Here is a 23,621-nt window from a genome sequence, read left to right as displayed (position 1 = left end):
GCACCGGTTTCCGGTCACGTCTTTGGGGGAGCAGTGAGCGACGCCCAGTGCGGACGGTGCCGGAGCCGTCGCGTGCTTTCACCCGCGCAGCTCAGGCGGCGTGCTGGTATTCGCGGAGGGTTCCGCCGAGTCGGTCTCGTCGGTCGATGTTCAGGTGGGCGAGCTGGGCTTGTCGGGCGATGGGTGCGGGTAGTGGGCGGCAAGGGGCGGCTTGCTCCAGGGCCCTGTGCGGGCGGTGTGCGTTGTAGAAGGATTCGTACTCGCGCAGGGCGTCGAGGAGGTGGCTCTGGCTCCCGATCAAGGTCCGGTCCAGGAGTTCGGTGCGGCAGGTCTGTATCCAGCGCTCCATGAGGGAGTTCATCCGCGGTATCCGAATGCCGGAGGTGACGACCTTGAGGCCGGCATCGGTCATCAGGGTGTCGAGACGGCTGTGAACTTCGAATCGCGATCGCGGATCACGAGCTTCGCCTTGCTGCGCGCGCCTTCGAGGTCCATGAGGAGATTGCGTCCGAGCTGCGCGATCCACTCCGCGGTGGGGTGTGCGGTGGCGCCGAGGATCCGGATGCGACGGGTGGTGTGCTCGATGACGGCGAAGACGTACAGGCGCACCCCCGTCAGAGTGCGGACTTCGAAGAGATCGCAGGCGAGAAGAGCCTTGGTCTGGCTGCGGAGGAAGTCGGCCCAGGTGGTGCTCTGCCGTTCGAGTGCGGGTGGGATGCCGTGCTCGCGGAGGATCTCCCAGACGGTGGAGGCGGCGACCTTGATCCCCAGCGCCGCCAGTTCGCCGTGGATCCGTCGGTACCCCCATGAGGTGTTCTCCCTGGCCAGGCGCAGGACCAGGCGCGGATCGAGCGGATGGTGGGTGGGCGTCCGCGTTGCTCGGGCACGCAGGTTGCGGCATGGCGCCGCCTGAGCAGGTCGCGGTGCCGGCGCAAGACTGTGTCGGGGCGGACCAGCAGGAGAAGGTGTCGCAGTCTGTCTTGGGGAGGTGGTGGAGCAGTCCGGCGAGGATGGCGCGGTCGCTGTCGGTGAGGGTCGGCTTGCCGACCTGACGCTGCAGGACCAGCAGTTGGTGCCGGAGTACGAGGATCTCGATGTCCTTTTCCCTGTCGCTCATCGGCAGGAGGCGTAGGCACGCCAGGGCGTTGGTCGCGGCGAGGTAGGCCAGGCGCAGCAGCACAACAGATCAGGATGGCGCCGAGGTTCTTCGCGGGCGAAGGCACTTGGGGCGGATGGCGAGGAGAGTCGAAGATCTGTGAACAGGCTCCCGACCTGTGTGGATGATGTATCGGCACCCGCAGAGTCCTACGGGCTGGGCGACACGTTGGCGCACGTTGTGGTGCCGGTCGCGGTCTTGGCCGACTGGGCGCTCGTCGGCACCGGCCAGACACTCGTGCGGGCCTGGTACCCGGTGGCGTGGCTGAGCAACTTGTTCGGCTGCCTGACAGTGGTGCTGATCCGAGGAGCGATGACCGATGACCGATCGTTATCCGTATTACTTGCTGAACGCGGACAGCGTCGGCACGGGCGGACTGATCTCTTATATCGCCGTCTTTCTCGTCGGATTCACGGTACTCGGCTATCTGATCTCGGCAGCCGGACGGCTGAAGCGGTTCCGGCAGCCCGAAACCGAACTCAGAACATGACGGATGAGGCCATGCCAGACGACATTGACAGCGAGATGGCGGCGCCGCCGACGGCTGGAGTTTCCTTCCGGCCGTATCGGGGAGAGGCAGACCATCCGGCCCTGCTCCGGGTGCGGCTGAGCTGCCGGAACGAGGGAGGCGTCCACGCGGACTCGGTGGTCGAACCGATGCCCACGGCCGAGGGCATCGCGGAGTTCGCCACAGCGCCCGAGGACCCGTCGCGGGACCAGATCATCGTCGAGCACGACGGAACGGTAGTCGGCCACGCCCACATCATTTCGTGGACCGACGGGGACGGGACCGTGGTTTATCTGCACCGAGGCCGGCTCCTGCCCGAGCGGCGCGGCCGGGGCATCGGCACGGCGATGGTGCGGTGGGCGGAGGGACGGATCGCGCGTCTCGTCGCGCAGCACGGGACCGCGGATCGGGCGTGCTTCGCGGCGAACGCCGCCGACGTGGAAGCCGATGCCGTGGACCTGCTCGAAGAGCTGGGTTACGCGTGCGTCTTCCGGGTTGTCGAATTCGAGTTGGCGGATCTCCGCCACCGCACCAGCCCGGCACGCTGGCGGACGGGACTGAGCTGCGCCCCGTCGAGGAGGCACACTACCGCCCCATCTGGGAGATGATCCGCGAAGCCTATGCCGACACCGGCAACGTCGGGGGCTGGGACTTCTCCGGATTCGTCAACGGCGCCGAGCCGGCGCATTGGCAGGTCGCCTGGGACGGGTCGGTGGTGGCGGGTGCCGCGCTGTGCGTGGCCGGTCCGCGCGGCAACAGCGTTGGCGAGGTGCGCGAGCTAAGTGGTCGGCTCCGTAAGTCCTTCGGGGGTTGATCATGCTGCCAGTGCAACAAAGGATTCTTCTGGGTGGTCGGCGGTGTGCCGGTCGAGCCTGGCCAGCAGATCGTCCAGGTCGGAGGTGGTGAACTTCCACTGGAACGGTTGTGCCGTGGCGTTGTAGCGGTCTTCGAAGGCTCGGAGCCGGTCCCTGACCTCGCCGAGGTCGGTGAAGTCGTTGGGTGAGACGACCTTGCGCTGGACGACGGAGAAGTAGATCTCCACCTGGTTGAGCCAGGAGGCGTGTACCGGGGTGTGGACCATGACCGCGTTTTGGGAAGGCGGCGGCCAGGCGGTCGGCGGCCTTCTTCCCGCGATGGGAGGAGCCGTTGTCGACGACCCAGAAGACGCGCTTGGCGCTGGCGTACGGTTCTTGGCTCATGACCTGGGTGACCAGGGTCATGAACGGGTCGATGCCGGTGCATGGTTCGGTGCGGCCGAACACACGGGCGCGGTGGACGTCGTAGGCGGCCAGGTAGGCCAGTGCGCCGCCGCGGCCGTAGGTGTGGTTCACGCGCATTGCCCGGGCTTTGCCGGGGGCGAGGGTGGGATGGCAGCGGCAGCGGGCCTGGATGGAGGTCTTCTCGTCCGCGCTGATGACGTACTCGTCCTCGCCGAGCAGGATGTCGTCCCAGGTGCGGGCGTACAGGTCCAGCACATGGGCTGCCTTGCTGTGGAAGCCGGGGTCGGAGGGGAAGATCCAGGAGCGGTGCTGCCAGGGCTTGAGCGCGTCCTGGTCCAGCCAGCGGCGCACTGTGGAGGCCGACACGGACGAAGCGATGCCCCGTGCCATGGCCTCATGGGCCAGCTCTGGGCACGACCAGCGTGACAGCGGCGCCCCGGTCTCGGCGGGCAACTGGCAGGCCAGCGCCTTGACCTGGGCAGCCTGCAGCGCCGTGAACGAAGGAGGGCGGCCGGGTCGGCTGCGGTCGGCCAGCCCGGGTATACCATCCTCGGCGAACCGGCCCCGCCACTTCCGCACGGTGTCCAGGTGCAGGCCCGTCTCTCGGGCGATGCGCGCGTTGGAGTGGCCCCTGGCCCCATGCAGCACGATCTGCGCGGCCATCCGGGCCCGGTAGGGGGTCTTGTGGCCATGGGCCATCTTCTTCAGTCGATGCCTTTGCGAGGCGGTCAGCGATATCGGGCAGGCGGAGGCAACGGGCAAGGCAGGCAGGCCGATCAGCAGAAGTGGATCTCCTGGAGGAGGGATGGGGGATAGAGCCGGAGGGCCTGGCCCGGGTCTCCTCGTACCTGAGCGAGCACATCAATCGGTTCGGCGAGTACAGCACGCACGAGCTCGGCATTCATCCCGAGGCGTACGACCCGAAACTGGACGTCGACTTCACTCAGCTTCAAAAGGGGCCTCCGATCCCCGAAGGCTATGGCCAGGCAGCGTGAGCCTGGCGCAAGGGCGGAGTGGGGCTGTCACCAGTCGGTCGGGTGAAGCAATGAAGGGCCGGCGCCGCGTGCCTAGGCCCGCGGTCACGTTGCTGGCAGCACGCGGGCGTGCGCGGCGGCCAGTGCAATGTGCACTGCCCGGTCTGCAGTCGCCCCGTCGACCGGCTCGCCGGTGAACACGAGCCGGAAGTAGATCGGCGCGGCGAGGGCCTTGAGGAGTTCGGCAGGGTCGGTGTCCGCAGGTAGTTCGCCGCGCTCAATGGCTCGGGTGACAACGGGTTCCGCCCGCCGGAACCTGTCGTCGAAGAGCGCGTGCTTGACTTTGGCGAGCCGGGGGAGGCGTACGGCGTCAGAGAGAACGGTGATGAGCAAGGCCCGGCCTGCTTGTGTGGTCATGGTGGCAACGAGGGAGCGGGCCAGCGCGTGCAGGTCACTCTCCACCGCCCCGGTGTCGGGGATCGGGATGTCTACGGCGAAGTGGCTGGCCAGCGCCTCGGCGACAAGGCCGTCAGAGTCTTTCCAATTCCGGTAAACCGTCGTCTTGTGGACGCCAGCCCGTTGGGCGACGCCCTCGACGGTCAGAGCTGCATAGCCGGTCTTCGTGAGCTCGATGATGGTCGCCTCCAGCACGGCGGCGCGCATCTTCTTGCCCCGCCCGACAGCGGGGGCACGCCTTGAGGCAGACCCAACAGAATCCATTGCAACTCCTGGTTGCGTTGATGGCGGAACATGCGACAGGATCAAAGTATCGCAACTTTGAGTTGCAATGCGGCTGTGCTCTTTCAGGCCGCAGGCACTCCTGGCCTACGGATTGAGGCCCCATGTCCCGTGACTCCCGGGCAGCCGCCCGAGCCTCACTGCGCGACCATGACGACACAGTCGCGTGCAGCGTTAAGTACGGCCCTCGCCTGATCGACTATCGCTCCGCGAACTCGGCGCCGCAAACGGTTCCGCGCATGAGCTGGACGCCGGATTCCATCCCCGACCAGGCGGGACGACTGGCTGTTGTCACCGGCGCCAACAGTGGCATCGGGTACGTCACCGCTCGTGAACTCGCCCGCCGCTGCGCCCATGTCGTCCTGGCCTGCCGCAGCCATGAGCGTGGGCGGAACGCAGTGGAGCGGCTGCGAACCGAAGTCCCCGACGCCCACACCGAACTGCGCATGCTCGACCTCGCCGATCTGAAATCCATCCGCAATCTCGCTGAGGGCTGGAGTCATGGCCGGCTCGATCTCCTGGTCAACAACGCCGGCGTAACCATGGTGCCGTTCTCCCGGACCGCCGATGGCTTCGAATCCCAGTTCGGCATCAATCACCTCGGCACGTTCGCGCTCACCGCAACAGCACCCGGGGCCGCGTATACGGGCTCCTCACGCGCCTGCTCCTGCGCATCGCTTTCCGCCCACGCCAGACGGCGCCAAGACCTCCCTGTACGCCTCAACCGTCCCCAACCTGCCCGGAGGGAGCTACGTCGTGCCCGACGGGTCATTCCAGCTCGGTGGGGAGCCCGTCCTCCGCAACCGGGAACGCACCATCCAGGACTCCGCCACGGCACACCAATTGTGGGTGCTCTCGGAACAGCTCACCGGTGTGCACTACTCATTGCCCGCAGAACCGCCTTCTCAAAAATGAGCAATTGTGGCAGCCAACAAGCTGGGTGCCCCCACCTCGCTGCCCCCGACATCTGGCCAGACACCACCACGTACAACACGGGGCCCGAAGCGCGATCACCACCTTCGCCGACAACAGCCGGCACGGCAGCGCATGGGCCGCGAAGATCTACGCCGACGCGCGGGCCGCAAGAAGCGGCACCCCCTCGCCACCCGCATTCTGGCCCGTACCCGGCTCCGCGTGATCTGGGCCTGCTGGCGCGACGGAGCCTGTTACGACCCCGACATTCATCAGGCCAACGGGAAGATCAACACGGCCCTGACACCCCCATGGCGGCATAGAGGTTGACTCAGGAAACTCATGCGGCGAGCGTGAGGTTGTGCATGTGGGCGACGGCCTGGACCGTGTGGTTGCTGGTGCAGCCCGTTTCCGCTCCTGCACGAAATTGTTGCCCTGACATTTTCGAGCGGGACAGGGTCACGTCCTCGTCGCCCCGTTGGGGACGGCTGGGTTTTGGGCGACATCGGAAGCACCGGGCGCCAGCCGGGCGCGGCCAGCTGTGAGAATGAGTAGGCACACGGTGGCGCCGATGCTGCCGCAGGCCGCTGCCCAGTGCTCGCCGGACTGCTCCAGCACGCTGCCGGCTATGGTCGAGCCGACCGATGTGCCAATGCAGAAGAGGGTGACCAGCCACGCGAACGCTTCGGTTGTCGTGCCGGGCGGGGCCAGGTCGCCCACCAGTGTGAAGCAGACTGTCAGCAGCGGCGCCAGGGACAGGCCGGTCAGCAGCATCAGAACCACCATCAACGGCGGCGAAGGCAACAGGATCAGCAATGTGTACCCCACCGCCAGGCCGCCCGCGAACGTCACCGCCCGGCGTGGCAGCGGCATGCTCCAGCGACGCGCTCCGTATGCGAGGACGCCGAACAGGGCACCGGCAGCGTTCAGCGACAGCAGCGCCGAAGCGCCGCCCACCACATAGTGGTGCTCGGCGTAGTACACCGTCAGAACGTTCAGGGTGCCGATGGAGGTCCCCACTCCGATCAGCCCGGCCAGCAGGACGACCAGTCCGGGACTGCGCAGCGCGCCGAGCCAGTTCGTGGACCGCTGCGCGGCCCGCCACTGGCGGGACGGCGGTGCGGTGGCGACCACGAGTACCCCGACGACTCCCAGCAGAGCCTGTGTCCACAGCACGGCGGTTGGTGAGAAAAGGGCCGTGCAGCCGGCCACTGCCAGCGGTCCGCCGACGAAGATCAGTTCCTGGGCGCCCGAATCGAGCGCATAGGCCGAATCAAGCCGCTCGGAGGGGACGATGTCCGGCCACAGAGCTCGTACGCACGGCTCAAGGGGCGGGGTCGCCACACCGGCCAGGAACACTGCTGCCAGGACCACGGCCGGCCGCTGCGGGGCGACACAAATCCCGATGAAACCAACACCGGCGATAACCGCGGTGACCGCCAGCACCCGTACCTGACCGATCCGGTCCACCAGTCTGCCCAGCAGCGGAGCACCGACAGCGGCGGACACGGCGAAGATGCCCGCGGCGACACCGACGAACCGGTACGTCGCACCGGCCTGCCTGAGCACCAGGGGAATGCTCAGAGCGGCCATCGAGAAGGGCAGCCGACCGATCCAGGAGCCGACCAGCAAACGGGCCACATAGGGGGCGCGAAGCAGCGCCAGATAGGACATGAAGCACCTCGAGAAGGCCTGAGTGACGGGACACACAGAGCCCCGGCCGCATCACGGCCACCCCTCTGTAGCAGGGCAGGGCTTCATCGGGAGATACGTGGTCGGTCAGGATCCGAAGCAAGGGATGACTCACCGATCAACGCAGCACATGATCACGGGTTCCATTGTGAGCTGTCAAGGCAAGGCCGCCCGCGTTCGCCGGGGGCGGCAGCACGGTACGGATTATGATGAAGATCAAATCCGGCGTGCACGCCACCCTCACCCGAACGGAGATGCCACCTCATGGGACCAGGCCCCAAACAGACACGGCAAATGCTCATTTTCGACGCAGATGACACCCTGTGGGAAAACAACGTACTCTTCGAGCGCGTCATCGCCGACTTCCTCGACTGGCTCGACCACCCGACCATGGAGAAGACGGAAATCCGCAGGATCTTCGATGACATCCAGCGAGCGAACGCCGTCACCCATGGCTACGGCAGCAAGATGTTCCTGCGGAGTCTCGGAGACTGCTTCGAGCACCTTTACCGGCGCCCGGCCGCCGACCACGAGCGGAACGACATCGAGAAACTGGCCTCGGCTCTCGTCCACCGGCAGGTGGAACTCATTCCCGGAGTCTCCGAAACGCTTTCAGAACTGTCCGAGCGGCACCATCTCGTCCTGCTGACCAAGGGCGACCTCGAGGAGCAGCAGCGAAAGCTGGACGCATCACAACTCGCTGACCACTTCAAGAGCGTCCGCATCGTCGCAGAGAAGGGTGTGGAGGTCTACCGGGAAGTCGCGGAGAGCAGTCGGTGGCCGCTTGACGCGATATGGATGATCGGAAATTCCCCGAAGTCGGACATCGTTCCGGCCCGGCGGGCCGGGATGAACGCGATCTTCATACCCAACGACAACACGTGGGTGCTCGAGCACGAAGAGCTGGACATGCAGGACAACCGGGTCCTGAGGCTCGAGAGATTCACGCAGTTGCTGGATCACTTCTGAGATGAGATATCCATCGATCTTTCCGCGACGCTGGGTGAGGTTCAGGCGCGCTGCAGGAAATTCCGAACCGTCATCGCCGCCGCGCTCCGACATCACGCCCCGCGACGCCACCCGCCCAATCAACCTGCTCCTGACAGCGTGATCAACGACTTTGCCGGAGCCCTTAGTTGACCCCGGCGTCAGCGGGTGCGTTCGCGGGTCGGGGGTCGGGGGTCGAAGACGGTGAGATAGAACTCGAATCGCTCGTCAGTTGAGCAGAGCCGTCGTGATCTCGCCCGCGTTACGACCGGCCTGGGTGACTAGTTCTCCGCTCCGCCCCCAGATGCCCGAGCCGCCGGAGGTCTGCGCGAAGGAGCCGCTGGGGCCGGCCGCTGTGGAAAGAACGACCCAGACGCCATGGGCAGCGGCGCGCTCTCGCATATGGGCATCTCGGCGAGCCGCGGAGTCGGGGCCAGAGCCGTAGAGGGTACTGGCCACGTAGGCGTCGATGTCGAGTGCTGCCGAGTCGGCGGCGTGCTGGGGTACGGCAGCGTCGTAGCAGATGGCCAATCCGAGTCTCCATCCATCGACGGTGACCACCACCGGCTTCTCGCCGGGGCTGAACCGGTCGAACTCGGCCCCGTGCAGCCACATCTTCCGGTATACCGCGGTCACGCTGTCACCGGTCACGGCCAAAGTAGCGATGTACTCGCGGCCGTCTTCGTCGCCGATCGGCGCGCCGACCAGCGCCACCGAGCCGGCGACACGGCAAGCGTCCACCAAGGGCCTGAGACGACGGTCGTCCACAGCCAGCGAGGGCGCGCCGAGGTCGTATCCCGTGAGGGAGAGCTCGGGGAAGACCACCAATCTCGCGTGTGCCTGCTCGATGGCCAGTGCATGTTCCCTGACGTTCGCCATGACATCCGCTCCGGCCCACACGGGCTGGACGGTGGCCACCGTCAGCGGCTTCCTCTTCGTTCTACTCGTCTCCATGGCCTGGATTATTCAGGAACCAGCCACGTCGCCCGGAGTCGGACCGGCTGCGGCAGGCTGTGGCCGTCCCTGATCCACTTCTGCTGATCGGCCTGCCTGTCTTGCCTGTTGTCACCGCGCGCCTGATAGTACTCACCGCCGCCGAGCGGCACCGGTTGAAGAAGGCCGCCTACGGTCACAGGACCGAGCACACGGCCCGGGTGCGGGCGTGGATCGTTCTCCCGGCGGCGCGGGGCATGGTCCAATGCGCGTATCGCCGTCGAGGTGGGAGTGCACGTGGACACCGTGCGCACATGGCGAGGCCGGTTCGCCGCCCTGGGCCTTTCCCAGCTCGCTGACCGCAAGCGCCCAGGACGGCCCCCAATCTTCACGCCCATCCAGGTCGCGCAGATCAAGGCGCTGGCCTGTCAGCTTCCCGCCGAGACAGGCACCCCGCTGTCGCACTGGTCGTGCCCGGAGCTGGCCCGCGAGGCCATGTCGCGGGGCATCACCGCGTTCATGTCGACCTCCACCGTGCGTCGCTGGATCGTCCGGGACGCGATCAAGCCCTGGCAGTACCGTTCCTGGATCTTCATCAGCGCCCCCGACTTCCGCCCCAAGGCGGCCCGCGTCCTGGACTTGTACGCCCGCATCTGGGACCGCGAGCCGCTCGGCGCGGACGAGTACGTGATCAGCGCGGACGAGAAGACCTCCATCCAGGCCCGCTGCCGCTGCCACCCCACGCTCGCCCTCGGCCAGGCCCGCGCGATGCCCGTGAACCACACCTACGGCCGCGGCGGCGCGCTGGCCTACCTGGCCGCCTACGGCGTCCACGCCGCCAAGGTTTTCGGCCGCACCGAACCGCGCACTGGCATCGACGCGTTCATGACCCTGGTCACCCAGATCATGATCCAACAGCCGTACGCCAACGCGAAGCGGGTGTTCTGGGTCGTGGACAAAGGTTCCTCCCACCGCGGCAAGAAGGCCGCAGACCGGCTGGCCGCCGCTTTCCCGAACGCGGTGCTGGTGCACACCCCGGTGCATGCCTCCTGGTTGAACCAGGTGGAGATCTTCTTCTCCGTCGTGCAGCGCAAGGTCGTCTCGCCGAATGACCACACCGACCTTGCCCAGGTCGCGGACCGGCTCCGAGCCTTCGAAGACCGCTACAACGCCACGGCACAACTGTTCCAGTGGAAGTTCACCACCTCCGACCTGGACGATCTGCTGGCCGGGCTCGACCGGCACGCCGCCGATCACCAGGAGGAATTTTCTGCCAGCCTGGCAGCATGATCAACCTACGAAGGACTTCCGGAGCCGACCACTAAGTGTCAGGAAGGACCGGCGACGCAGGGGCCTTACCCGGGAGCTGCTCCTCGCCGGTCTGCACGCGCTGGCCCGACAAGGCGAGCACAGCGCCCGGCTGTACACAGGGGCCGCGAACCCCTACCGCTCCTACGAGCTGTACGAGAGCGTCGGATTCCGGCGTGTGGCCACCTTCGGCCGCTATCGCAAACCATTCACCAGCCAGGAATCTGATTCGCGAATTAACCATCCGTACAGGTCAGACCGCTTCCGTTGATTGGAGGGACACTTGACAGCCGAATGTTGAGCTGCCTGACAAGGCGACGCGTTTGCCGTGTGGGTGCCGGAAACTGGGCTCTTGCAAGGGCCCGCCGAGGCACTGTCGGTGCCTGATCCGCTGTAGTGCTGGACGTACTCGTTCAGCACGGTGCGTAGGTGACGTCGGCCGAAGATGAGCATCCGCTCAGTGCCCTCTGAGCGGACGGTACGTACGAATCTCTCCGCGTACGCATTCGCTCGGGGGCACCGCGGGGGATCTTCGTGACTTTGATGTCCGCGCTTGCGAGGACCATGTCGAACGACCTGCTGAACTGGCCGGCCTGGTCGCGTATGAGGTAGTCGAATTCGGATGCGCGGTGGCCGAGGTCCATCAGGAAACCGCGGGCTTGTTGCGTGGTCCACGGTCCGTCCGGATGGTCGGTCACTCCGAGGACATGCACGTACCGGGTGCCGACTCCATCGCCTGATCGCGGGTGGGCACGAGAGTGCCGTCCACGATCAGCACCGTGTCCTTGGCGAACCGCTTGCGGGGCTCAGCGGACGACTCCAGGGCCGGCCCTTGCGGACCGCGGCCGCACACTCACGCCGCAGTACGGTCACCAGTTTCCCGAAGGCGCGCGGGCTCAGCCCGGTGAACGGGGCTATCCAGGACGGCTCCGACGCTGTGATCACACCAGCCACATCAAGATCGTCTCACCTGCGGCCAGCAGCTTCTGAACAGCCTTTGTGTCGCCCGTAGAGTGCGGTCATGGATGAGATCCCCTGGTTCGAGTACGACCAAGACGACCTGGACGTCGCGCAACGCGCGTTCGTGGACGTTCTGGCCGAACGCGCGGGATCCTGGCTGGTGGACCCGCTCAACACCGTCGTGCTGCCAACGGCATACACCTCCAACGGCCAGCTGATCGTCTATCTGGACATCGATGACCCGCAACGCAACCGGGTAGTTCTGACGGTGGGCGCCCACTTCGACGGCTCCGCCATCCGTGGGGGCGAACTCCACAACCAGGACTTCACTGTCCAGCAGTCCACGAGTGAGTTCACCTTCGAAGCCGCTGGCAGCCCTTCGGTGCTGGCGAACAGAGCAGCAGAGTGGTTGGAGGTGGTTCTCGCGCGGCCTCTGGTTCGCTGCGAGTGGCATCACCAGGGAAGGATCTACGCGGTCCGCTACGAGTACGCAGATACGGGGCGAGGCCTCAGCGAGGGCTTCGAAACCCCATTGGCGCCCCCCATGCTGCGGAAACGACTGGCCGCAGAAGGAGTTGACCGAGGCCGAGGCCGGATCAACCGTGCCGGCCTGGGCCAACCAGACGTGATCGCACATGTCCGAGGCGTCCGCCCCGATCAGTAGTTACGGGACAACCCTTGGGGCTTGCGGGAAATCAAGGTGTTGCTTCCCGTTGTGGGGCTCGTTGGTGTGGTATGTGCATCCCGGGCGAGGTTCGTGATCAACTTGCTGCGAAGTTTGAGGTGTTGTGGCCGCATCTCGACGAGCGGCAGCGGCGGCTCTTGATGGCCGCGGAAGCCCGGGGGCTGGGGCATGGCGGCATCCGGGCCGTCGCCCGGGCGGCCGCGGTGAGCGAGACGACCGTCCGCAAGGGTGTGTTCGAGCTGGAGGCCGGTGAGGAGCCATTGGGGCGGGCGCGGCGGCCGGGCGGCGGACGCAAGCGGCTTACGGATCTCGACCCGGGGCTGCGACCGGCCCTGCTTGAGCTGGTCGAGCCCGACGAGCGCGGGGATCCGATGTCGCCGCTGCGTTGGACAGTGAAGTCCACCCGCACCCTCGCGCGGGAGCTGACCCAGGCCGGGCACAAGGCCAGTGCCGACACTGTTGCCGGTCTGCTGCGGGAGGAAGGCTTCAGCCTGCAGGCGAACGCCAAGACACTCGAGGGCGGCCAGCATGCCGACCGGGATGCCCAGTTCCGCCACCTCAACGAGCAAGCGCGCGAGCACCAGAACACCGGCCGCCAGTGGCGGCCGGCCGGCGAACCGGTTCCCGTCCGCATCCACGACGTCGCTCGCTGAGTTCCGCCGCATGACCGGAAGCTGACGGAGTGTTGTCAGGCATCGCAGGTCGCAGCTCCTACTCGTCTTGGTAGAAGCGATCCACCCAGCTCTCCAACAGAGCGCCGAACTCGGCCTCTGCGACGTCCCGGAGCTCGTTGGGATTGTCCGGTGGGGTAAGGCCGAAGTTCTCATTCAGCCATTCGAGATAGTCCCCATGGCGTGGGCTGGGCTTGTCATCAAGGTCGGGCTCCATGAACTGGGCCGTCTCCCAGGAAGGCCACTGCCACCAGTCACATCCGAGTTGCCGAAACAAGTCCCGGAGGTTGCTGGCGACGACACATATTCCGCCCTCGTCTCCAAAGACCACCACGGGCAAAGTGGCCAGGTCCTCACGGTCGTCGACGCGCCAGAACGCATAGTCCGAACCGGATCTGTTGGCGCGGGCGAAGCACAAGAAGCTGTCGACGAACTCTTGCTCCTCCGAGTATGTCTCGGCACCGCTGGGCTTGCCGAACTCAACGAGCTCGAATCCGTTGGCGTAGTACTCGCTTCCACATCGCTCGTCGAACTCCTTGAGCCTATTGAGTTCCGGAACGGGAGAGTAAGCGTCACTCACGGGCTACTCCGAAGCGGGTCGAAAGATCATTGGTTGTCCGGTGGACGGTATCGCCCCTGCCCCGCACTGCGCACCCTCCACCGCGAACCCACCGTCGGCTCCGTCGAACTCACAGCACCTGGCCTTCCGCCCGCCCCACCCCTGGCGGCGGAGCCGCCGGCTGACCGTGCGGCAGCTCGCCCGGCGCGCCCGCTGCTACGAGCGGCGCGCCACCGTCGTCGACGCCTTCTTCGACCTCGTCGACACGATCATCACCGTGCGCAGTCTGATCCCGGCGGGCATGGACAACTCACCGCTGGGACGAACGCCCGAACCGTCGACCATGACCGCCCCTATCCGCGCCACCTCTTAGTACTCCAGCTGTAGATCGTGATCTCCATGGTCGGTGGGAGGTTTGTTCGTAGTAGCAGGCCCGGCCCGGGCTGATGGCGTCGTCGCCGGTTGGAAAGTTCACGCTGGAGCCCGGCGAGCACGGACAGCATCGAACATTGCCAGGCCCTCCATCGTGGAGGTGTCGATGTCCTGCCCGCTGACGTGCAGCCCGATCCCGTGCTCGCGCAAGTCGGCGCCGAGGGTGACCCGATCTAACACTGAGCAGGGAAGCCGGTCGAGCCGGGATCCTTTCAACATGTCGCCCTAACGCAGCAGATGAAGGACGAGATCGAGCTTCGGCCGGGGCGCCTTCGCGAGGCTCGCCTTGTCGACATGGATGTTGTCGCGGACGTCGCCGTCTCGCAGCAGGGTGTCAACCCGGTGATCGGGGTTCCAGGGATATCCTCGCGTATATAGGCTGGGCTTCGCGACCAGTGACTACACGCAGATTCCCTCGGATTGGTGTAGTCGGGCCTGGAGGCGCAGGCTGTTTCAGGCCCTCGCCGGACAGTCGTGTTCCGCGCTGGGGACGCCGCACCGCAAGCCTCCCTGCGGTCACCCGGATGGCGACTGCGGGGAGGCTTTGGGAGATCACCTGTGATGGTGGATCTGGGTAGGGATTTTCCGTGTTCCTTGCCGGCTACGCAGCTGGGCTGGCGATGGTGGCGATGAGCTGGATTTCCACGGGGGCTCCGCCGGGCAGTGTGGCGACACCGACGGCGGTGCGGGTGGGCAGGGACTCCCGGCCGAAGGCTTTCACCAGCGTGGCGGAGGCGCCGTCGGCGACCTCACTGATGCGGGTGAAGTCCGCTGCCACCGCGACGTACACGGTCATGGACACCACCGAATGCAGGGTCGTTCCTGCCTGCTCGGCGACAGCTGTGGCTGCGGTCAGGGCGCGGCTCGCGGCGACTGCGGCGAGGCTTCGTCCCTCCTCGATGGAGATCTGCTCGCCGAGCCTGCCGGTGGCGAGCAGTGTGGTGCCGTCCTTGGGTGTCATTCCCGAGATGAACACCAGCTCCGCGGCACGGCGGGCGACGGTGTAATCGCCGGCCGGCACGGGAGGGGTGACAGACCGCGTGGGCTTGGCGGGGTTGGTGGTCACGTCTTGGGTCCGGACTCGAGCAGCCGGGTGAGGGTGTTGATGTCGTCCACCTTGTCCAGTTCGTCGATCAGCTTCTTGATCTGCGTCGCCCTGTCGGCGTCGATGACGTCCTTGGTGAGGGTGGTGAACTTGTGCTGGAGGTCCTCGTCGGACAGGGAGTTCTGGGCCGCCCCGAGGGGGAATTCGACATCGCGGACGTAGGCCGCGCCGCTGTGGGTGGTGACGTGGGTGATCGATCCCACCGACTGGCGCAGGCTGCCGGAGCGCTGGTCGAAGAGGTCGTCGCCGGTGAGGGTGATCCGGTTGGCGAACGCTGCGATGGCAGGATCGGAACGGCGGTCTTCCATGATGTCGGCGAAGTCGACGTGGCCCTGGTGTGCGGCGACGGCGAGCACGTACTGGGCGCAGTGCGAGCGCAGCGGGTTGTTGTCGACAACGTGGTAGGAGGACTGTGGGGCACGGACGTGGACGGAGGCGATGTCGTCGACGGTGATGTCCTCGCTCTGGAGGATGTCGAGCAGGCCGTCCAGGCTGGCGGGGATGAAGACACAGCAGGAGTTGCGCTTGAAGAACAGCTCCGTCACTTCGAACCGCTCGCCGATCTGATCCAGCAGGGCGTCCTGGTCCCACTGGCCGGTGAAGGCCTTACCGAAGGGGTACTTGCCGCCGAAGATGTCGTCCGGTCCCTTGAAGCCGGTGGCGGCGAGCATGGCGGCCTGGACACCGGCCTGGGATGCGAGACCGATGTTGAGCGGGCGGGACTGCTCGGAGGGGTCGTCGACCCACGACATCAGGCCGCAGGTACTCGTCCCGGCAAGACCGAAGGCGTTGGTGAACTGCTCGTCATCCAGCCCGAGGAGGAGACCGGCGGCGACAGCGCTGCCGAAGGTTCCCGCCACCGTGCTGGGGTGAAAGCCGCGGGCGTACTGCTCGGCAGGGCTGAGCGCGTAGCTGACGCGTGCGGCGACGTCGATGCCCGCCACGATAGCGGCCAGGACATCCGCTCCGCTGGAGTGCTGACGCTCACCGACCGCGAGCGCTGCCGGTCCGACCACGGCGATGGCATGGACGATGGCGGAGGGGTGGTGGCTTTCGATGTCGCAGTAGTAGGCCAGCGTGCCGTTGGCGAGCGCGGCGGTCGCCGGGTTGGTGCGCAGGGGCGAGCCGGCGACCCGGGATTCACCGGCGCCGCCCGCCTCGGTGACCATCTTCTCCAGCAGGGACATAACGGGGTAGCGGTGGGAGGTCGCCGCGAGCAGCGCGCCGATGCCGTCGTAGAGAGTGTTCTTGGCCTGCTTGACGACCTCCGCGGGGAGCTTGTCGTAGGCGAAGACGCCAAGGCAGTCGATGAGTTGCCTGGTGGGTGTGGCGCTCACAAGGGTATCCGTTTCTGGAAGGCGCGGGTGGTCCTGGAAGTGCTGGCAGGAGCCGCGGGCCCGGGCGGCCTCGGGCCTGCCAGCCTGAGCGGATCAGTCCGGCCGCGGCCGTCTCCTGTTAGTGACTGAGCTTGCGGAAGACGTTGTTCATCCGAGTCAGGGCCTCGTCCCACAGCGTCTCGTCGCGGGCGTAGCACAGCCGGAAGGACCCCACACCGCGGGCGCCGAACTGGTATCCCGGGCTGATCAGTACGCCGGCGTCGCGGACGAGTCGTTCCGCCAGGATGTGATCAGGGGTTTTCAGGGCGGTCGCGTCGACGAAGAGATAGGCGGTGGCCGGAGGGCAGGTGACCCGCAGTTCGGGTACCTCGGCGAGCCGCTGGAGGGTGTGGTCGCGCAGGGAGCGGAGTTCACCGAGGCGCTGTTGGATGAACTGCTCGTCGTCGCGCAGCCAGCGGGTCAGCAGGTGCTGGGAGTAGGCGGGGGCACGCAGGGCCATCGCGCTGAGTACGTCCTCGACAGCATCGACGATGGCCTGGGGTGCGACGACCACGCCGATCCGGTATCCGCTGAGGGACTCGGTTTTCGAGGGGCCGGTGATGGTCACACAGCGCTCGCGCATGCCGGGCCGGCTGACGAGGTGCGAGAAGGGCTGGTCATAGACCAGGCGGGCGTACAGTTCGTCGACGACCGCCAGCGCGTCGTGCTCCCTGACCAGGGCGGCGATGCCGTCCAGGACGTGCGGCGGATACAGGGCGCCGGTGGGGTTGTTGGGGTGGGAGAACAGCACGGTCGTCGCGCCGGCGCGGAATGCCCTCTCGAGTTCGTCGAGGTCCGGCGCCAGCCCCGCGTCACTGTCGACGAGCGGAACGGGGTGGACGGTGGCACCCAAAAAGCGCAGGATGCGCTCGCTGAAGAGGTAGTCGGGGTCGAACAGTGCCACCCTGTCGCCCGGGGAGACCACGGCGGACAGCACTGAGAACAGGCCGGCCTGGGTGCCCGGGGAGATCAGGATGTTCTGCTCGGGATCGACCAGCACGCCCATTCTGGTGACCAGTTCACCGGCGACCGACTCCAGGACCGGCGCTGATCCCCGGTAAGGGGTGTAGGCGTTGCGGCCGTCGGCGGCGGCCGTGATGAAGGCTTCCGAGGCCCAGGGCGGCGGCGGGAAACGCACAGTGTCGAAGTGCGTCGTGTCCATCACCTGCGAGTCCAGGCTCGCCGAGACATGACGGTCGGCCTCCCGCACGGACACCCCGAGCTGCTCTCGCCGTTCAGGAAGGTGCAGCCGGCGTACGGCGTCGGAAACGCGGGGGCGGGCCGTCATGAGCGGGCCTCACCAGTAGGGACGAGCCCGAGCAGGGACAGCAGCCCGGTCAGGTCGGGCAGTACGGCGGTGGGAGCGGGAGTCTCCCGCCTCAGCGTCTGGCCCTGCCGGTTGATCCACACCGTCGGCATGCCCAGCGGCACGGACCGGGGCAGGTCCACGTACTGGGACTGCGCCACGTGGACGACCTCGTGCGGCTCGACTCCCGCGCGCTCCATCACCAGGTCGAACAGGGCCCGGTCGGGCTTGTATGCCTGGACGACCTCGCCGGTGATGGCATAGGTGAACGGATCGCCCAGCTTCTTGGCACTGGCCTGGAGGATGTCGCGCTGGCTGTTGGAGATCGTTGCCAGCGGAACGTGCCGCTTGAGCTCATCCAGCACGGCAACGGTGTCCGGGAACGGATCAGCCTGGGCCATGACGTCGCCCAGGACATCGAGTTCCGCCGGGTCGAAGTCGACCTTCGCTTCGGCCAGGGCCTCGGCCATCGTGTTCTTCAGCAGGTCACGGTAGAGCTGGAAGGGCCCGGAGACGGCGGGGAGTGCGAAGCCGTAGTACCAGCGCTGGTAGAACTCCGCGACATTCAACTTCACGCCCTGGCCGGCAAACAGCTGTGCCATGTGGGCACGCAGCGCGGAGTCCCAGTCGATGAGGGTCCCGTAGGTGTCGAACGTGATGAGCCGCGGTGTCGCGGGCAGCGGTGCAGCAGCCATGTCTGCCTCTCATGAACGATCCGGGCGAACCCCTCATGAGCGAGGGGCGCCATTGGGTGATACGACGGTAGGCAATCGAATCGTCATCAGTCAAGTTCAGTTAACTACTGAGTTCTCTCGAGTGGCTACGGTGGCCGTCAGTTCGCCTGCTGCCGCTTGCGCTCCCGATAGGCCGAGGCGTGCACCCGATTGCCGCAACCCTTGGCGTCACAGAACCGGCGCGATCCGGGCCGCGACGCGTCCACGAAGACGTTGCCGCACTCCACTCGCTCGCAGATGCGCAGGCGGGACTCCCCCCCGTCCGCAATGACGGTGAGCAGGGCCACCACACAGGTGGTCGCGACCCGCTCGGCGAGCGGGGCCCTGGGGCGCGCATAGTGCCAGTGCCAGCTGCCATCGTGGTCGCTGAGCTGGGGCTGAGCACCAAGCTCGCGCAGGATTCCATTGAGATCCTCGACCGACTTGCGAACCACGGAGTTCCCGAAGACGAACCGCAGGCGGGGACGCAGGGCCCGCAACCGGTCCAGGTCGGAGCCGGACAGCGGGCGGTCGAGCACCCAGCCACGCTTGCCGAGCAGCGCGGCAGCCGCGGCCTCCGAGGTCAACTCATCACCGCCAGTCATCACGTCGTAACTGTTGACGAGATCGACGGCCGTGAGCGCCGCCCGACTCGAATAATCACTTATTGCCATCTTGACTCCTAACGGAAAGAGGGGTTCTCTGTCATCACTTTAGTTCAGCATACCCATGACGTTCGTGTAGTCGTCATGGCGTTGCCTCATGCCAACGCTGCCAGCCGACGCACCACTCATGCGGTCAAAGCCCAAGAGGTGCTGCATGACCCCTGCCTCGATCCCTCCCGCCCACGCTTGCGAACGGCCCGGCGACGACCCCCTTGTCGTCCTCGAAGACGTCAGCAAGCACTTCGGCGCGCTCCACGTACTCCAAGGTATCGATCTGACCGTCGACCGGGGCGAGGTCGTGGCCGTGGTCGGCCCGTCCGGCTCGGGCAAATCCACACTGTGCCGCGTCATCAACCGCCTGGAGATGATCGACAGCGGTCGCATCAACGTCGACGGGACTCCGCTGCCTGCAGAGGGCAAGGAGCTGGCGCGGTTGCGTGCCGACGTCGGCATGGTCTTTCAGAGTTTCAACCTGTTCGCGCACATGACGGTGCTGGACAACGTGACGCTCGGGCCGATACGCGTGCGCCGGCAAACGTCGCAGGACGCGCAGCGCAACGGCCGTGCCCTGCTCGAGCGGGTCGGGGTCGCTGAGCAGGCGCTCAAGTATCCGGCGCAGCTCTCCGGCGGCCAGCAGCAGCGCGCCGCAATCGCCCGCGCACTGGCGATGAACCCGAAGGTGCTGCTCTTCGACGAGCCGACCTCGGCACTCGATCCGGAAATGATCAACGAGGTCCTCGATGTCATGGCGGATCTCGCCCGTGACGGCATGACGATGATCGTCGTCACGCATGAGATGGGGTTTGCCCGCCGCGTCGATTCGCCCTCACCCTGAGACTCCTGGCCATCTCGGCCCTGTGCGCGACAGCATTGGGCGCCATCCTGGCCATCATGCGGGTCGGCCCCATCGGCGTGCTCAGCGGCACAGCCGCCCGGTACGTCGACATCGTCCGCAACACCCCGCTGGTACTCCTGTTCGTCGTCATCTGCTACGGCCTGCCCGAAGTCGGCGTCGAACTCAGCTTCTTCACCCGCGCAGCAACCGCCCTCAGCCTCTACACCGCCGCCTTCGTCTGCGAAGTCCTGAGGTCCGGAATCAACACCGTCCACCTCGGACAGGCCGAAGCCGCACGGGCCATAGGGCTCACGTTCACCCAATCCCTGCGGCTGGTCATCCTCCCCCAGGCTGTACGCTCCGTGTTCGGCCCCCTGGCCAGCGTCTTCATCGCACTGCTGAAGAACACTGCGGTCGCCGAGGTATTCGGCATCACCGAGGCCACCTTCCAGCTTGACAGCCTGATCAGGGACTACCCCGACGGCCTGTACGCGGCCTTCTTCGGAATCGCGGCCGGTTACATCCTCCTGGGCTTCGCCATCTCCGCAGTGGCACGCCTGCTCGAAAACCGATGGGCGGTCAGGCGATGAACCCCCTCCTCTACGACACCCCCGGACCGGCCACCCGCCGACGCCAACGCCGCCTCGGCGCCGCATCCCTCCTCCTGCTGAGCGGCGCGCTCACCGCGGCCATCCTCCGGCTGGCCGACAACGGACAGTTCGACGAGCAGATGTGGCAGCCCTTCACCGACCCGGACATCCTCAACGGCATCGGTCAGGGACTGCTCGCAACCCTGAAGGCGGCAGCGGCTGGCATCGCGCTGGCACTCGTGCTCGCCATCCTCCTCGCTGCGGCCCGGCTGTCGAGCCATCGACTCGTCCGCATCCCTGCTACGGCCGTCATCGAGTTCTTCCGGGCCATCCCCCTCCTACTCCTGATCCTCTTTCTCTTCCTCGGGTTCGCCGACGTAATAGGGCAGTTCGGCGCCCTGGTCATCGCGCTGGCACTGTTCAACGGGTCAGTACTCGCCGAAGTCATCCGGGCCGGGATCCTCGCCGTCCCGCGTGGCCAAGGGGAGGCAGCGAGTGCCCTCGGCCTGCGCAAGCACCAGATCACTGCCCTCATCCTGCTCCCGCAGGCGGTGCGCTCGATGCTGCCGTCCATCATCAATCAGTGCGTGGTCGCCCTGAAGGACACCGCACTGGGCTTCGTGATCGCCTACGAAGATCTCGTCCGGACCGGGCAGCTCATCTACACCGGCTATCACAACATTCTCCCCACCGCGTTCGTCATCGGTGCTCTCTACATCGCGATGAACACGGCCCTGTCCACCCTGGCGACCCGGATGCACGACAGGAGCCTCCCTACCACCAATGGCGCTTAGCGCTCCAGCTGTAAATCATGATCTTGCTGGTGGGGAGTAGTTCCGTGTGCGGGTACGGCCACCGATGATCATCGTCGTTTGTGAAGACAAAACGAAAGAGGAGTCGGTGGCTGCAGGTCACAGCATAGATCCGGGTCGTTGGCGGGAGGCGTTCGAGGTGGTCATGGGCCGTATCGCGGGCCGGTTCGCCCGGGTCGAACCCCGGCTGCGGGCCAAGCGGTTGGTGCTGGGTTTGATGTCGGACCTGCCTCGAAAGAACTGCTGGACGATCGCGGAATGGGCCGGAGAGAAGACTCCGGACGGCATGCAGCACCTGCTGTGCCGGGCGTCCTGGGACGCCGATGCCGTGCGCGATGACGTCCGCGAGTACGTCGTCGAGCATCTCCATGACGAGGCTGCGGTGCTGGTTGTGGACGAGACCGGCGACGTGAAGAAGGGCACCCACACCGTCGGGGTCCAGCGCCAGTACACCGGCACGGCAGGTCGGATCGAGAACTCCCAGGTCGCCGTCTATCTCGTCTATGCGGGCGGGCACGGGCATGCGGCGGTGGACCGAGAGTTGTACGTCCCGCGTTCGTGGACCTCCGATCTCGATCGCTGCCAGGCGGCCGGGCTCGGCGAGGACACCGTCTTCGCCACCAAGCCGGAACTGGCCCGGAGGATGATCGAACGGTTCCTGAACGCCGGACACCGCATCGCCTGGGTGACCGGTGACGAGGTCTACGGCGGCAACCCGAAACTGCGGGCGGCCCTGGAAGAACGCGGCCTGGGCTATGTCATGGCGGTGGCCTGATCGGCCGAAGTAGCCACTCACGCAGGGAAGTCCCGCGTCGACGCGCTGGCGGCGAAGCTGCCCAAAAGGGCCTGGCAGAAGCCGTCGGCCGGACGCGGCGCGAAAGGCCACCGGTTCTACGACTGGGCCGTCATCGACCTTGCAGAGCCGGCGACCGGCTGCCGACAGCTACTGATCCGCCGTAGCCGCAACGGCGGTGAATTCGCCTACCAACGCTGCCATTCCACCGTGCCGGTCCCGTTGCATACCCTGGTCAGGACAGCCGGCTCCCGGTGGCGGGTGGAGGAGACCTTCCAAGCTGAGAAGACACTGACCGGGCTCGATGAACACCAACTCCGCCGCTATCATTCCTGGAGCCGCTGGGTCACCCTCGCCATGTTCGCCCATGCTTTCCTCGCCGTCGTCCGCGCCGACGAACACGCCCACCGCCCGGGACCGGACGACCTGATCCCGCTGATCTGCAACGAGATCCAACATCTCTTCCTGTTGATCGCAGTCCGGCCTCTCCACGGTCTGGCCCACCGACTCAGCTGGTCCGACTGGCGGCGTCGCCACCAGGCACGATCACGAACCAGCCATTACCGGCGACAAGTCGCATCCCAGACATGAAGATCACGATCTACAGCTGGAGTATTAGTAGGCGGTGCCACCGCGGAATCGCGTCGGGCGTGACCACACGGTGCTGTCGCAGTTGGCGGGGCAGCTTTCGGATCAGCGCGGCGAGGTAGGCACGGTCGGCCCAGGTAAAGCGCGGCTTGGGGTTCGTGCGGCGTAACACCGCGACCTTGTGCCGCAGCACGAGCAGCTCGATGTCCTTGGAGGTGGAGGAACGGCGAATGAGCCCGACCAAGCCGTGCAGCCGGGTGAAGATCAAATAGAGCAGACGTAGCGGCACAATCCGAATTTCTTCCCAGCCCGTGCTGCTTCACTCATCAGTGCTGGTCACCGAGCCGGGCCGAGTTCTGGAACCACACATCTCACCGCCCAGTGCGACGACCCCTGCCGGAGCTTCCAGGCGCGGCGGAACGGAAGCGCCGGAGGAGACCGACGCGTCCGAGGAGCAACTTCGCGAGATGAACGTGGACGAGCTGCGCGATATGGCCCGCGAGACGGGTCTCAGCGGTGTTCACGATATGCGCAAAGAAGAGCTGATCGACGTGCCCAGCGGCAAGCGCAGCTCGTAGGGCTGCCGGGCCCGGCCGGATGGAGACCTGGCCAGCGGCACCGCGCGAGCAGTAGTCGTCCGTGCCGGTGATCGACCCCGATGTCCACCACAGGACGGATACTCCGCAGCACCCCGAGCACCCCGAGCACCCCGAGCACCCCGAGCACCCCGAGCACCCCGAGCACCCCGAGCACCCCGAGCACCCCGAGCACCCCGAGCACCCCGAGCATCCCGAAGGGCCGCCGAGGCCGGTGCTTGTGGAGCCGCCCCGTGTCCCTTCCCACCCGGTCGTTTTGCTCTCGTGCCGGGCCAGGTCAGGCGCATCGCCATCGGATTTGAGCAGGGTCTCGATGTGCTCAGGCTTGATCACGTCCGCGCCTTCTTCCCGGAACGGCTTGTGGGGTCGGTTGCAACGGTTCGGTGGGGGACAGCAGCGCCGATGCGCTTTTGGCATGCAGGGAATCCAGGGTCTTGATTTGCTGCCCCGCCTTCTGGAGCAGCTGCTCCAGAAGGTCGGAGTCCAGGCGTGGGTCGTGTGCCGCCG

At 66.4% G+C, this 23,621-nt stretch carries 24 protein-coding genes and 7 pseudogenes; 16 read left to right on the top strand and 15 right to left on the bottom strand.

Translation table 11 applies throughout. The features are described from left to right. Positions 1-91: 91 nt before the first annotated feature. Positions 92-1,180 (bottom strand): annotated as a pseudogene (locus PV419_RS48045) (integrase core domain-containing protein). 295 nt (positions 1,181-1,475) lie between these two features. Here PV419_RS48045 and PV419_RS48035 point away from each other — a divergent pair. From PV419_RS48035 to PV419_RS48025, 3 genes are read left to right on the top strand one after another with little or no spacing between them, the layout of a single operon-like run. Further along, positions 1,476-1,646 (top strand): hypothetical protein, encoded by a 171-nt coding sequence (locus PV419_RS48035; RefSeq protein WP_319700030.1) that lies wholly within the window; start codon positions 1,476-1,478, stop codon positions 1,644-1,646. A gap of 11 nt (positions 1,647-1,657) precedes the next feature. Then, positions 1,658-2,272, top strand: coding sequence for a GNAT family N-acetyltransferase (locus PV419_RS48030; RefSeq protein ID WP_319700028.1), 615 nt, complete (start codon positions 1,658-1,660; stop codon positions 2,270-2,272). Beyond that, a complete protein-coding gene (locus PV419_RS48025) occupies positions 2,269-2,478 on the top strand; it encodes a hypothetical protein (protein WP_319700114.1) in 210 nt (69 codons plus the stop codon). The genes PV419_RS48030 and PV419_RS48025 overlap by 4 nt, the downstream gene beginning before the upstream one ends. Here PV419_RS48025 and PV419_RS48020 read toward each other — a convergent pair whose 3' ends face one another. Together PV419_RS48020 and PV419_RS48015 are read right to left on the bottom strand one after the other, a co-directional pair. Beyond that, positions 2,479-2,745, bottom strand: coding sequence for a hypothetical protein (locus PV419_RS48020; protein ID WP_319700112.1), 267 nt, complete (start codon positions 2,743-2,745; stop codon positions 2,479-2,481). Positions 2,746-2,827: 82 nt separating this feature from the next. Beyond that, positions 2,828-3,547: pseudogene (locus PV419_RS48015) on the bottom strand (IS630 family transposase); the annotation flags it as partial. A gap of 122 nt (positions 3,548-3,669) precedes the next feature. Between PV419_RS48015 and PV419_RS48010 the strand changes: the two are divergent. Continuing rightward, positions 3,670-3,879, top strand: coding sequence for a hypothetical protein (locus PV419_RS48010; protein WP_319700026.1), 210 nt, complete (start codon positions 3,670-3,672; stop codon positions 3,877-3,879). A gap of 84 nt (positions 3,880-3,963) precedes the next feature. Here the strand turns inward: PV419_RS48010 and PV419_RS48005 are convergent, their stop codons facing one another. Continuing rightward, positions 3,964-4,521 carry a TetR/AcrR family transcriptional regulator gene (locus PV419_RS48005; RefSeq protein ID WP_319700024.1) on the bottom strand — a complete coding sequence of 186 codons (558 nt, stop codon included), beginning with the start codon at positions 4,519-4,521 and terminating at the stop codon, positions 3,964-3,966. Positions 4,522-4,700: 179 nt separating this feature from the next. On the opposite strand from PV419_RS48005, the gene PV419_RS48000 reads away from it, so the two are divergent. Next, positions 4,701-5,831, top strand: a complete 1,131-nt coding sequence (locus tag PV419_RS48000) for an SDR family NAD(P)-dependent oxidoreductase (protein WP_415925537.1) — start codon at positions 4,701-4,703, stop codon at positions 5,829-5,831. Positions 5,832-5,967: 136 nt separating this feature from the next. Here the strand turns inward: PV419_RS48000 and PV419_RS47995 are convergent, their stop codons facing one another. Continuing rightward, positions 5,968-7,182, bottom strand: a complete 1,215-nt coding sequence (locus PV419_RS47995; RefSeq protein WP_319700020.1) for an MFS transporter — start codon at positions 7,180-7,182, stop codon at positions 5,968-5,970. 312 nt (positions 7,183-7,494) lie between these two features. Between PV419_RS47995 and PV419_RS47990 the strand changes: the two genes are divergently transcribed. Further along, positions 7,495-8,169, top strand: coding sequence for an HAD family hydrolase (locus PV419_RS47990; RefSeq protein WP_319700018.1), 675 nt, complete (start codon positions 7,495-7,497; stop codon positions 8,167-8,169). 246 nt (positions 8,170-8,415) lie between these two features. Here the strand turns inward: PV419_RS47990 and PV419_RS47985 are convergent, their stop codons facing one another. After that, on the bottom strand, positions 8,416-9,141 hold the full coding sequence (locus PV419_RS47985; protein ID WP_319700016.1) for a carbon-nitrogen hydrolase family protein: 726 nt from the start codon (positions 9,139-9,141) through the stop codon (positions 8,416-8,418). Positions 9,142-9,417: 276 nt separating this feature from the next. Here PV419_RS47985 and PV419_RS47980 point away from each other — a divergent pair, with 276 nt between their 5' ends. Beyond that, positions 9,418-10,410, top strand: a complete 993-nt coding sequence (locus PV419_RS47980; protein WP_319700014.1) for an IS630 family transposase — start codon at positions 9,418-9,420, stop codon at positions 10,408-10,410. Continuing rightward, positions 10,340-10,699 (top strand): GNAT family N-acetyltransferase, encoded by a 360-nt coding sequence (locus PV419_RS47975; RefSeq protein WP_415925540.1) that lies wholly within the window; start codon positions 10,340-10,342, stop codon positions 10,697-10,699. The genes PV419_RS47980 and PV419_RS47975 overlap by 71 nt, the downstream gene beginning before the upstream one ends. On the opposite strand, the gene PV419_RS47970 is transcribed toward PV419_RS47975, so the two are convergent. Then, positions 10,624-11,103, bottom strand: coding sequence for an integrase core domain-containing protein (locus PV419_RS47970; RefSeq protein ID WP_319700012.1), 480 nt, complete (start codon positions 11,101-11,103; stop codon positions 10,624-10,626). The two genes, PV419_RS47975 and PV419_RS47970, sit on opposite strands and share 76 nt — an antisense overlap. 55 nt (positions 11,104-11,158) lie before the next feature. Then, positions 11,159-11,382: pseudogene (locus tag PV419_RS47965) on the bottom strand (IS5/IS1182 family transposase); the annotation flags it as partial. Positions 11,383-11,449: 67 nt separating this feature from the next. Here PV419_RS47965 and PV419_RS47960 point away from each other — a divergent pair. Both PV419_RS47960 and PV419_RS47955 read left to right on the top strand, forming a co-directional pair. Continuing rightward, positions 11,450-12,052: a hypothetical protein gene (locus tag PV419_RS47960; protein WP_319700010.1), complete on the top strand. Its 603-nt coding sequence runs from the start codon at positions 11,450-11,452 to the stop codon at positions 12,050-12,052. Positions 12,053-12,123: 71 nt separating this feature from the next. Further along, a pseudogene (locus tag PV419_RS47955) lies at positions 12,124-12,714 on the top strand (ISAzo13-like element transposase-related protein); the annotation flags it as partial. Between the two features lie 70 nt (positions 12,715-12,784). Here the strand turns inward: PV419_RS47955 and PV419_RS47950 are convergent. Next, entirely contained in the window at positions 12,785-13,324 is a 540-nt protein-coding gene (locus PV419_RS47950; RefSeq protein ID WP_319700008.1) for a hypothetical protein, read from the bottom strand. Between the two features lie 181 nt (positions 13,325-13,505). On the opposite strand from PV419_RS47950, the pseudogene PV419_RS47945 reads away from it, so the two are divergent. Continuing rightward, positions 13,506-13,650 (top strand): annotated as a pseudogene (locus PV419_RS47945) (IS5/IS1182 family transposase); the annotation flags it as partial. Between the two features lie 686 nt (positions 13,651-14,336). On the opposite strand, the gene PV419_RS47940 reads toward PV419_RS47945, so the two are convergent. From PV419_RS47940 to PV419_RS47920, 5 genes are all read right to left on the bottom strand, one after another. Further along, a complete protein-coding gene (locus PV419_RS47940; RefSeq protein WP_319700006.1) occupies positions 14,337-14,801 on the bottom strand; it encodes a RidA family protein in 465 nt (154 codons plus the stop codon). Continuing rightward, positions 14,798-16,177 (bottom strand): MmgE/PrpD family protein, encoded by a 1,380-nt coding sequence (locus PV419_RS47935; RefSeq protein ID WP_319700004.1) that lies wholly within the window; start codon positions 16,175-16,177, stop codon positions 14,798-14,800. Before PV419_RS47935 ends, PV419_RS47940 begins: the two co-directional genes overlap by 4 nt. A gap of 118 nt (positions 16,178-16,295) precedes the next feature. Then, the gene (locus PV419_RS47930) at positions 16,296-17,504 is read right to left on the bottom strand and encodes a pyridoxal phosphate-dependent aminotransferase (protein WP_319700002.1); all 1,209 of its coding nucleotides are present in this window, start codon (positions 17,502-17,504) and stop codon (positions 16,296-16,298) included. After that, a complete protein-coding gene (locus PV419_RS47925) occupies positions 17,501-18,217 on the bottom strand; it encodes a haloacid dehalogenase type II (RefSeq protein WP_319700001.1) in 717 nt (238 codons plus the stop codon). The genes PV419_RS47930 and PV419_RS47925 overlap by 4 nt, the downstream gene beginning before the upstream one ends. Before the next feature lie 137 nt (positions 18,218-18,354). Continuing rightward, positions 18,355-18,909, bottom strand: a complete 555-nt coding sequence (locus PV419_RS47920) for a CGNR zinc finger domain-containing protein (protein WP_319699999.1) — start codon at positions 18,907-18,909, stop codon at positions 18,355-18,357. Positions 18,910-19,054: 145 nt separating this feature from the next. On the opposite strand from PV419_RS47920, the pseudogene PV419_RS47915 reads away from it, so the two are divergent. The 4 genes and pseudogenes from PV419_RS47915 to PV419_RS47900 form a co-directional block, all read left to right on the top strand. Then, a pseudogene (locus tag PV419_RS47915) lies at positions 19,055-19,711 on the top strand (amino acid ABC transporter ATP-binding protein); the annotation flags it as partial. Positions 19,712-19,731: 20 nt separating this feature from the next. Then, complete coding sequence (locus PV419_RS47910; protein ID WP_319700107.1) at positions 19,732-20,325, top strand: amino acid ABC transporter permease; 594 nt, start codon at positions 19,732-19,734, stop codon at positions 20,323-20,325. Next, positions 20,322-21,119: an ABC transporter permease subunit gene (locus tag PV419_RS47905; RefSeq protein ID WP_319699997.1), complete on the top strand. Its 798-nt coding sequence runs from the start codon at positions 20,322-20,324 to the stop codon at positions 21,117-21,119. The genes PV419_RS47910 and PV419_RS47905 overlap by 4 nt, the downstream gene beginning before the upstream one ends. Positions 21,120-21,282: 163 nt before the next feature. Further along, a pseudogene (locus tag PV419_RS47900) lies at positions 21,283-22,521 on the top strand (IS701 family transposase). A 10-nt stretch (positions 22,522-22,531) separates the two neighbouring features. Here PV419_RS47900 and PV419_RS47895 read toward each other — a convergent pair. Beyond that, a complete protein-coding gene (locus PV419_RS47895; RefSeq protein WP_319699995.1) occupies positions 22,532-22,807 on the bottom strand; it encodes an integrase in 276 nt (91 codons plus the stop codon). Positions 22,808-22,985: 178 nt separating this feature from the next. On the opposite strand from PV419_RS47895, the gene PV419_RS47890 reads away from it, so the two are divergent. Beyond that, positions 22,986-23,096 (top strand): Rho termination factor N-terminal domain-containing protein, encoded by a 111-nt coding sequence (locus PV419_RS47890; protein WP_319699993.1) that lies wholly within the window; start codon positions 22,986-22,988, stop codon positions 23,094-23,096. Positions 23,097-23,621: the final 525 nt, after the last annotated feature.

It is taken from the genome of Streptomyces sp. ME19-01-6, from assembly GCF_033793745.1.
Classification (GTDB): domain Bacteria; phylum Actinomycetota; class Actinomycetes; order Streptomycetales; family Streptomycetaceae; genus Streptomyces.
Note: the sequence above shows the minus strand (reverse complement) of the source record. Positions and strands in the feature narration are given on the sequence as shown.

What these genes read in the sequence shown, in the direction of transcription:
- PV419_RS48035 (WP_319700030.1), top strand. Translation starts at nt 1,476, where the DNA reads ATGACCGATCGTTATCCGTATTACTTGCTGAACGCGGACAGCGTCGGC.
- PV419_RS48030 (WP_319700028.1), top strand. Translation starts at nt 1,658, where the DNA reads ATGCCAGACGACATTGACAGCGAGATGGCGGCGCCGCCGACGGCTGGA.
- PV419_RS48025 (WP_319700114.1), top strand. Translation starts at nt 2,269, where the DNA reads ATGATCCGCGAAGCCTATGCCGACACCGGCAACGTCGGGGGCTGGGAC.
- PV419_RS48020 (WP_319700112.1), bottom strand. Translation starts at nt 2,745, where the DNA reads ATGGTCCACACCCCGGTACACGCCTCCTGGCTCAACCAGGTGGAGATC.
- PV419_RS48005 (WP_319700024.1), bottom strand. Translation starts at nt 4,521, where the DNA reads ATGCGCGCCGCCGTGCTGGAGGCGACCATCATCGAGCTCACGAAGACC.
- PV419_RS48000 (WP_415925537.1), top strand. Translation starts at nt 4,701, where the DNA reads ATGTCCCGTGACTCCCGGGCAGCCGCCCGAGCCTCACTGCGCGACCAT.
- PV419_RS47995 (WP_319700020.1), bottom strand. Translation starts at nt 7,182, where the DNA reads ATGTCCTATCTGGCGCTGCTTCGCGCCCCCTATGTGGCCCGTTTGCTG.
- PV419_RS47990 (WP_319700018.1), top strand. Translation starts at nt 7,495, where the DNA reads ATGCTCATTTTCGACGCAGATGACACCCTGTGGGAAAACAACGTACTC.
- PV419_RS47985 (WP_319700016.1), bottom strand. Translation starts at nt 9,141, where the DNA reads ATGGAGACGAGTAGAACGAAGAGGAAGCCGCTGACGGTGGCCACCGTC.
- PV419_RS47960 (WP_319700010.1), top strand. Translation starts at nt 11,450, where the DNA reads ATGGATGAGATCCCCTGGTTCGAGTACGACCAAGACGACCTGGACGTC.
- PV419_RS47930 (WP_319700002.1), bottom strand. Translation starts at nt 17,504, where the DNA reads ATGACGGCCCGCCCCCGCGTTTCCGACGCCGTACGCCGGCTGCACCTT.
- PV419_RS47925 (WP_319700001.1), bottom strand. Translation starts at nt 18,217, where the DNA reads ATGGCTGCTGCACCGCTGCCCGCGACACCGCGGCTCATCACGTTCGAC.
- PV419_RS47920 (WP_319699999.1), bottom strand. Translation starts at nt 18,909, where the DNA reads ATGGCAATAAGTGATTATTCGAGTCGGGCGGCGCTCACGGCCGTCGAT.
- PV419_RS47905 (WP_319699997.1), top strand. Translation starts at nt 20,322, where the DNA reads ATGAACCCCCTCCTCTACGACACCCCCGGACCGGCCACCCGCCGACGC.
- PV419_RS47890 (WP_319699993.1), top strand. Translation starts at nt 22,986, where the DNA reads ATGAACGTGGACGAGCTGCGCGATATGGCCCGCGAGACGGGTCTCAGC.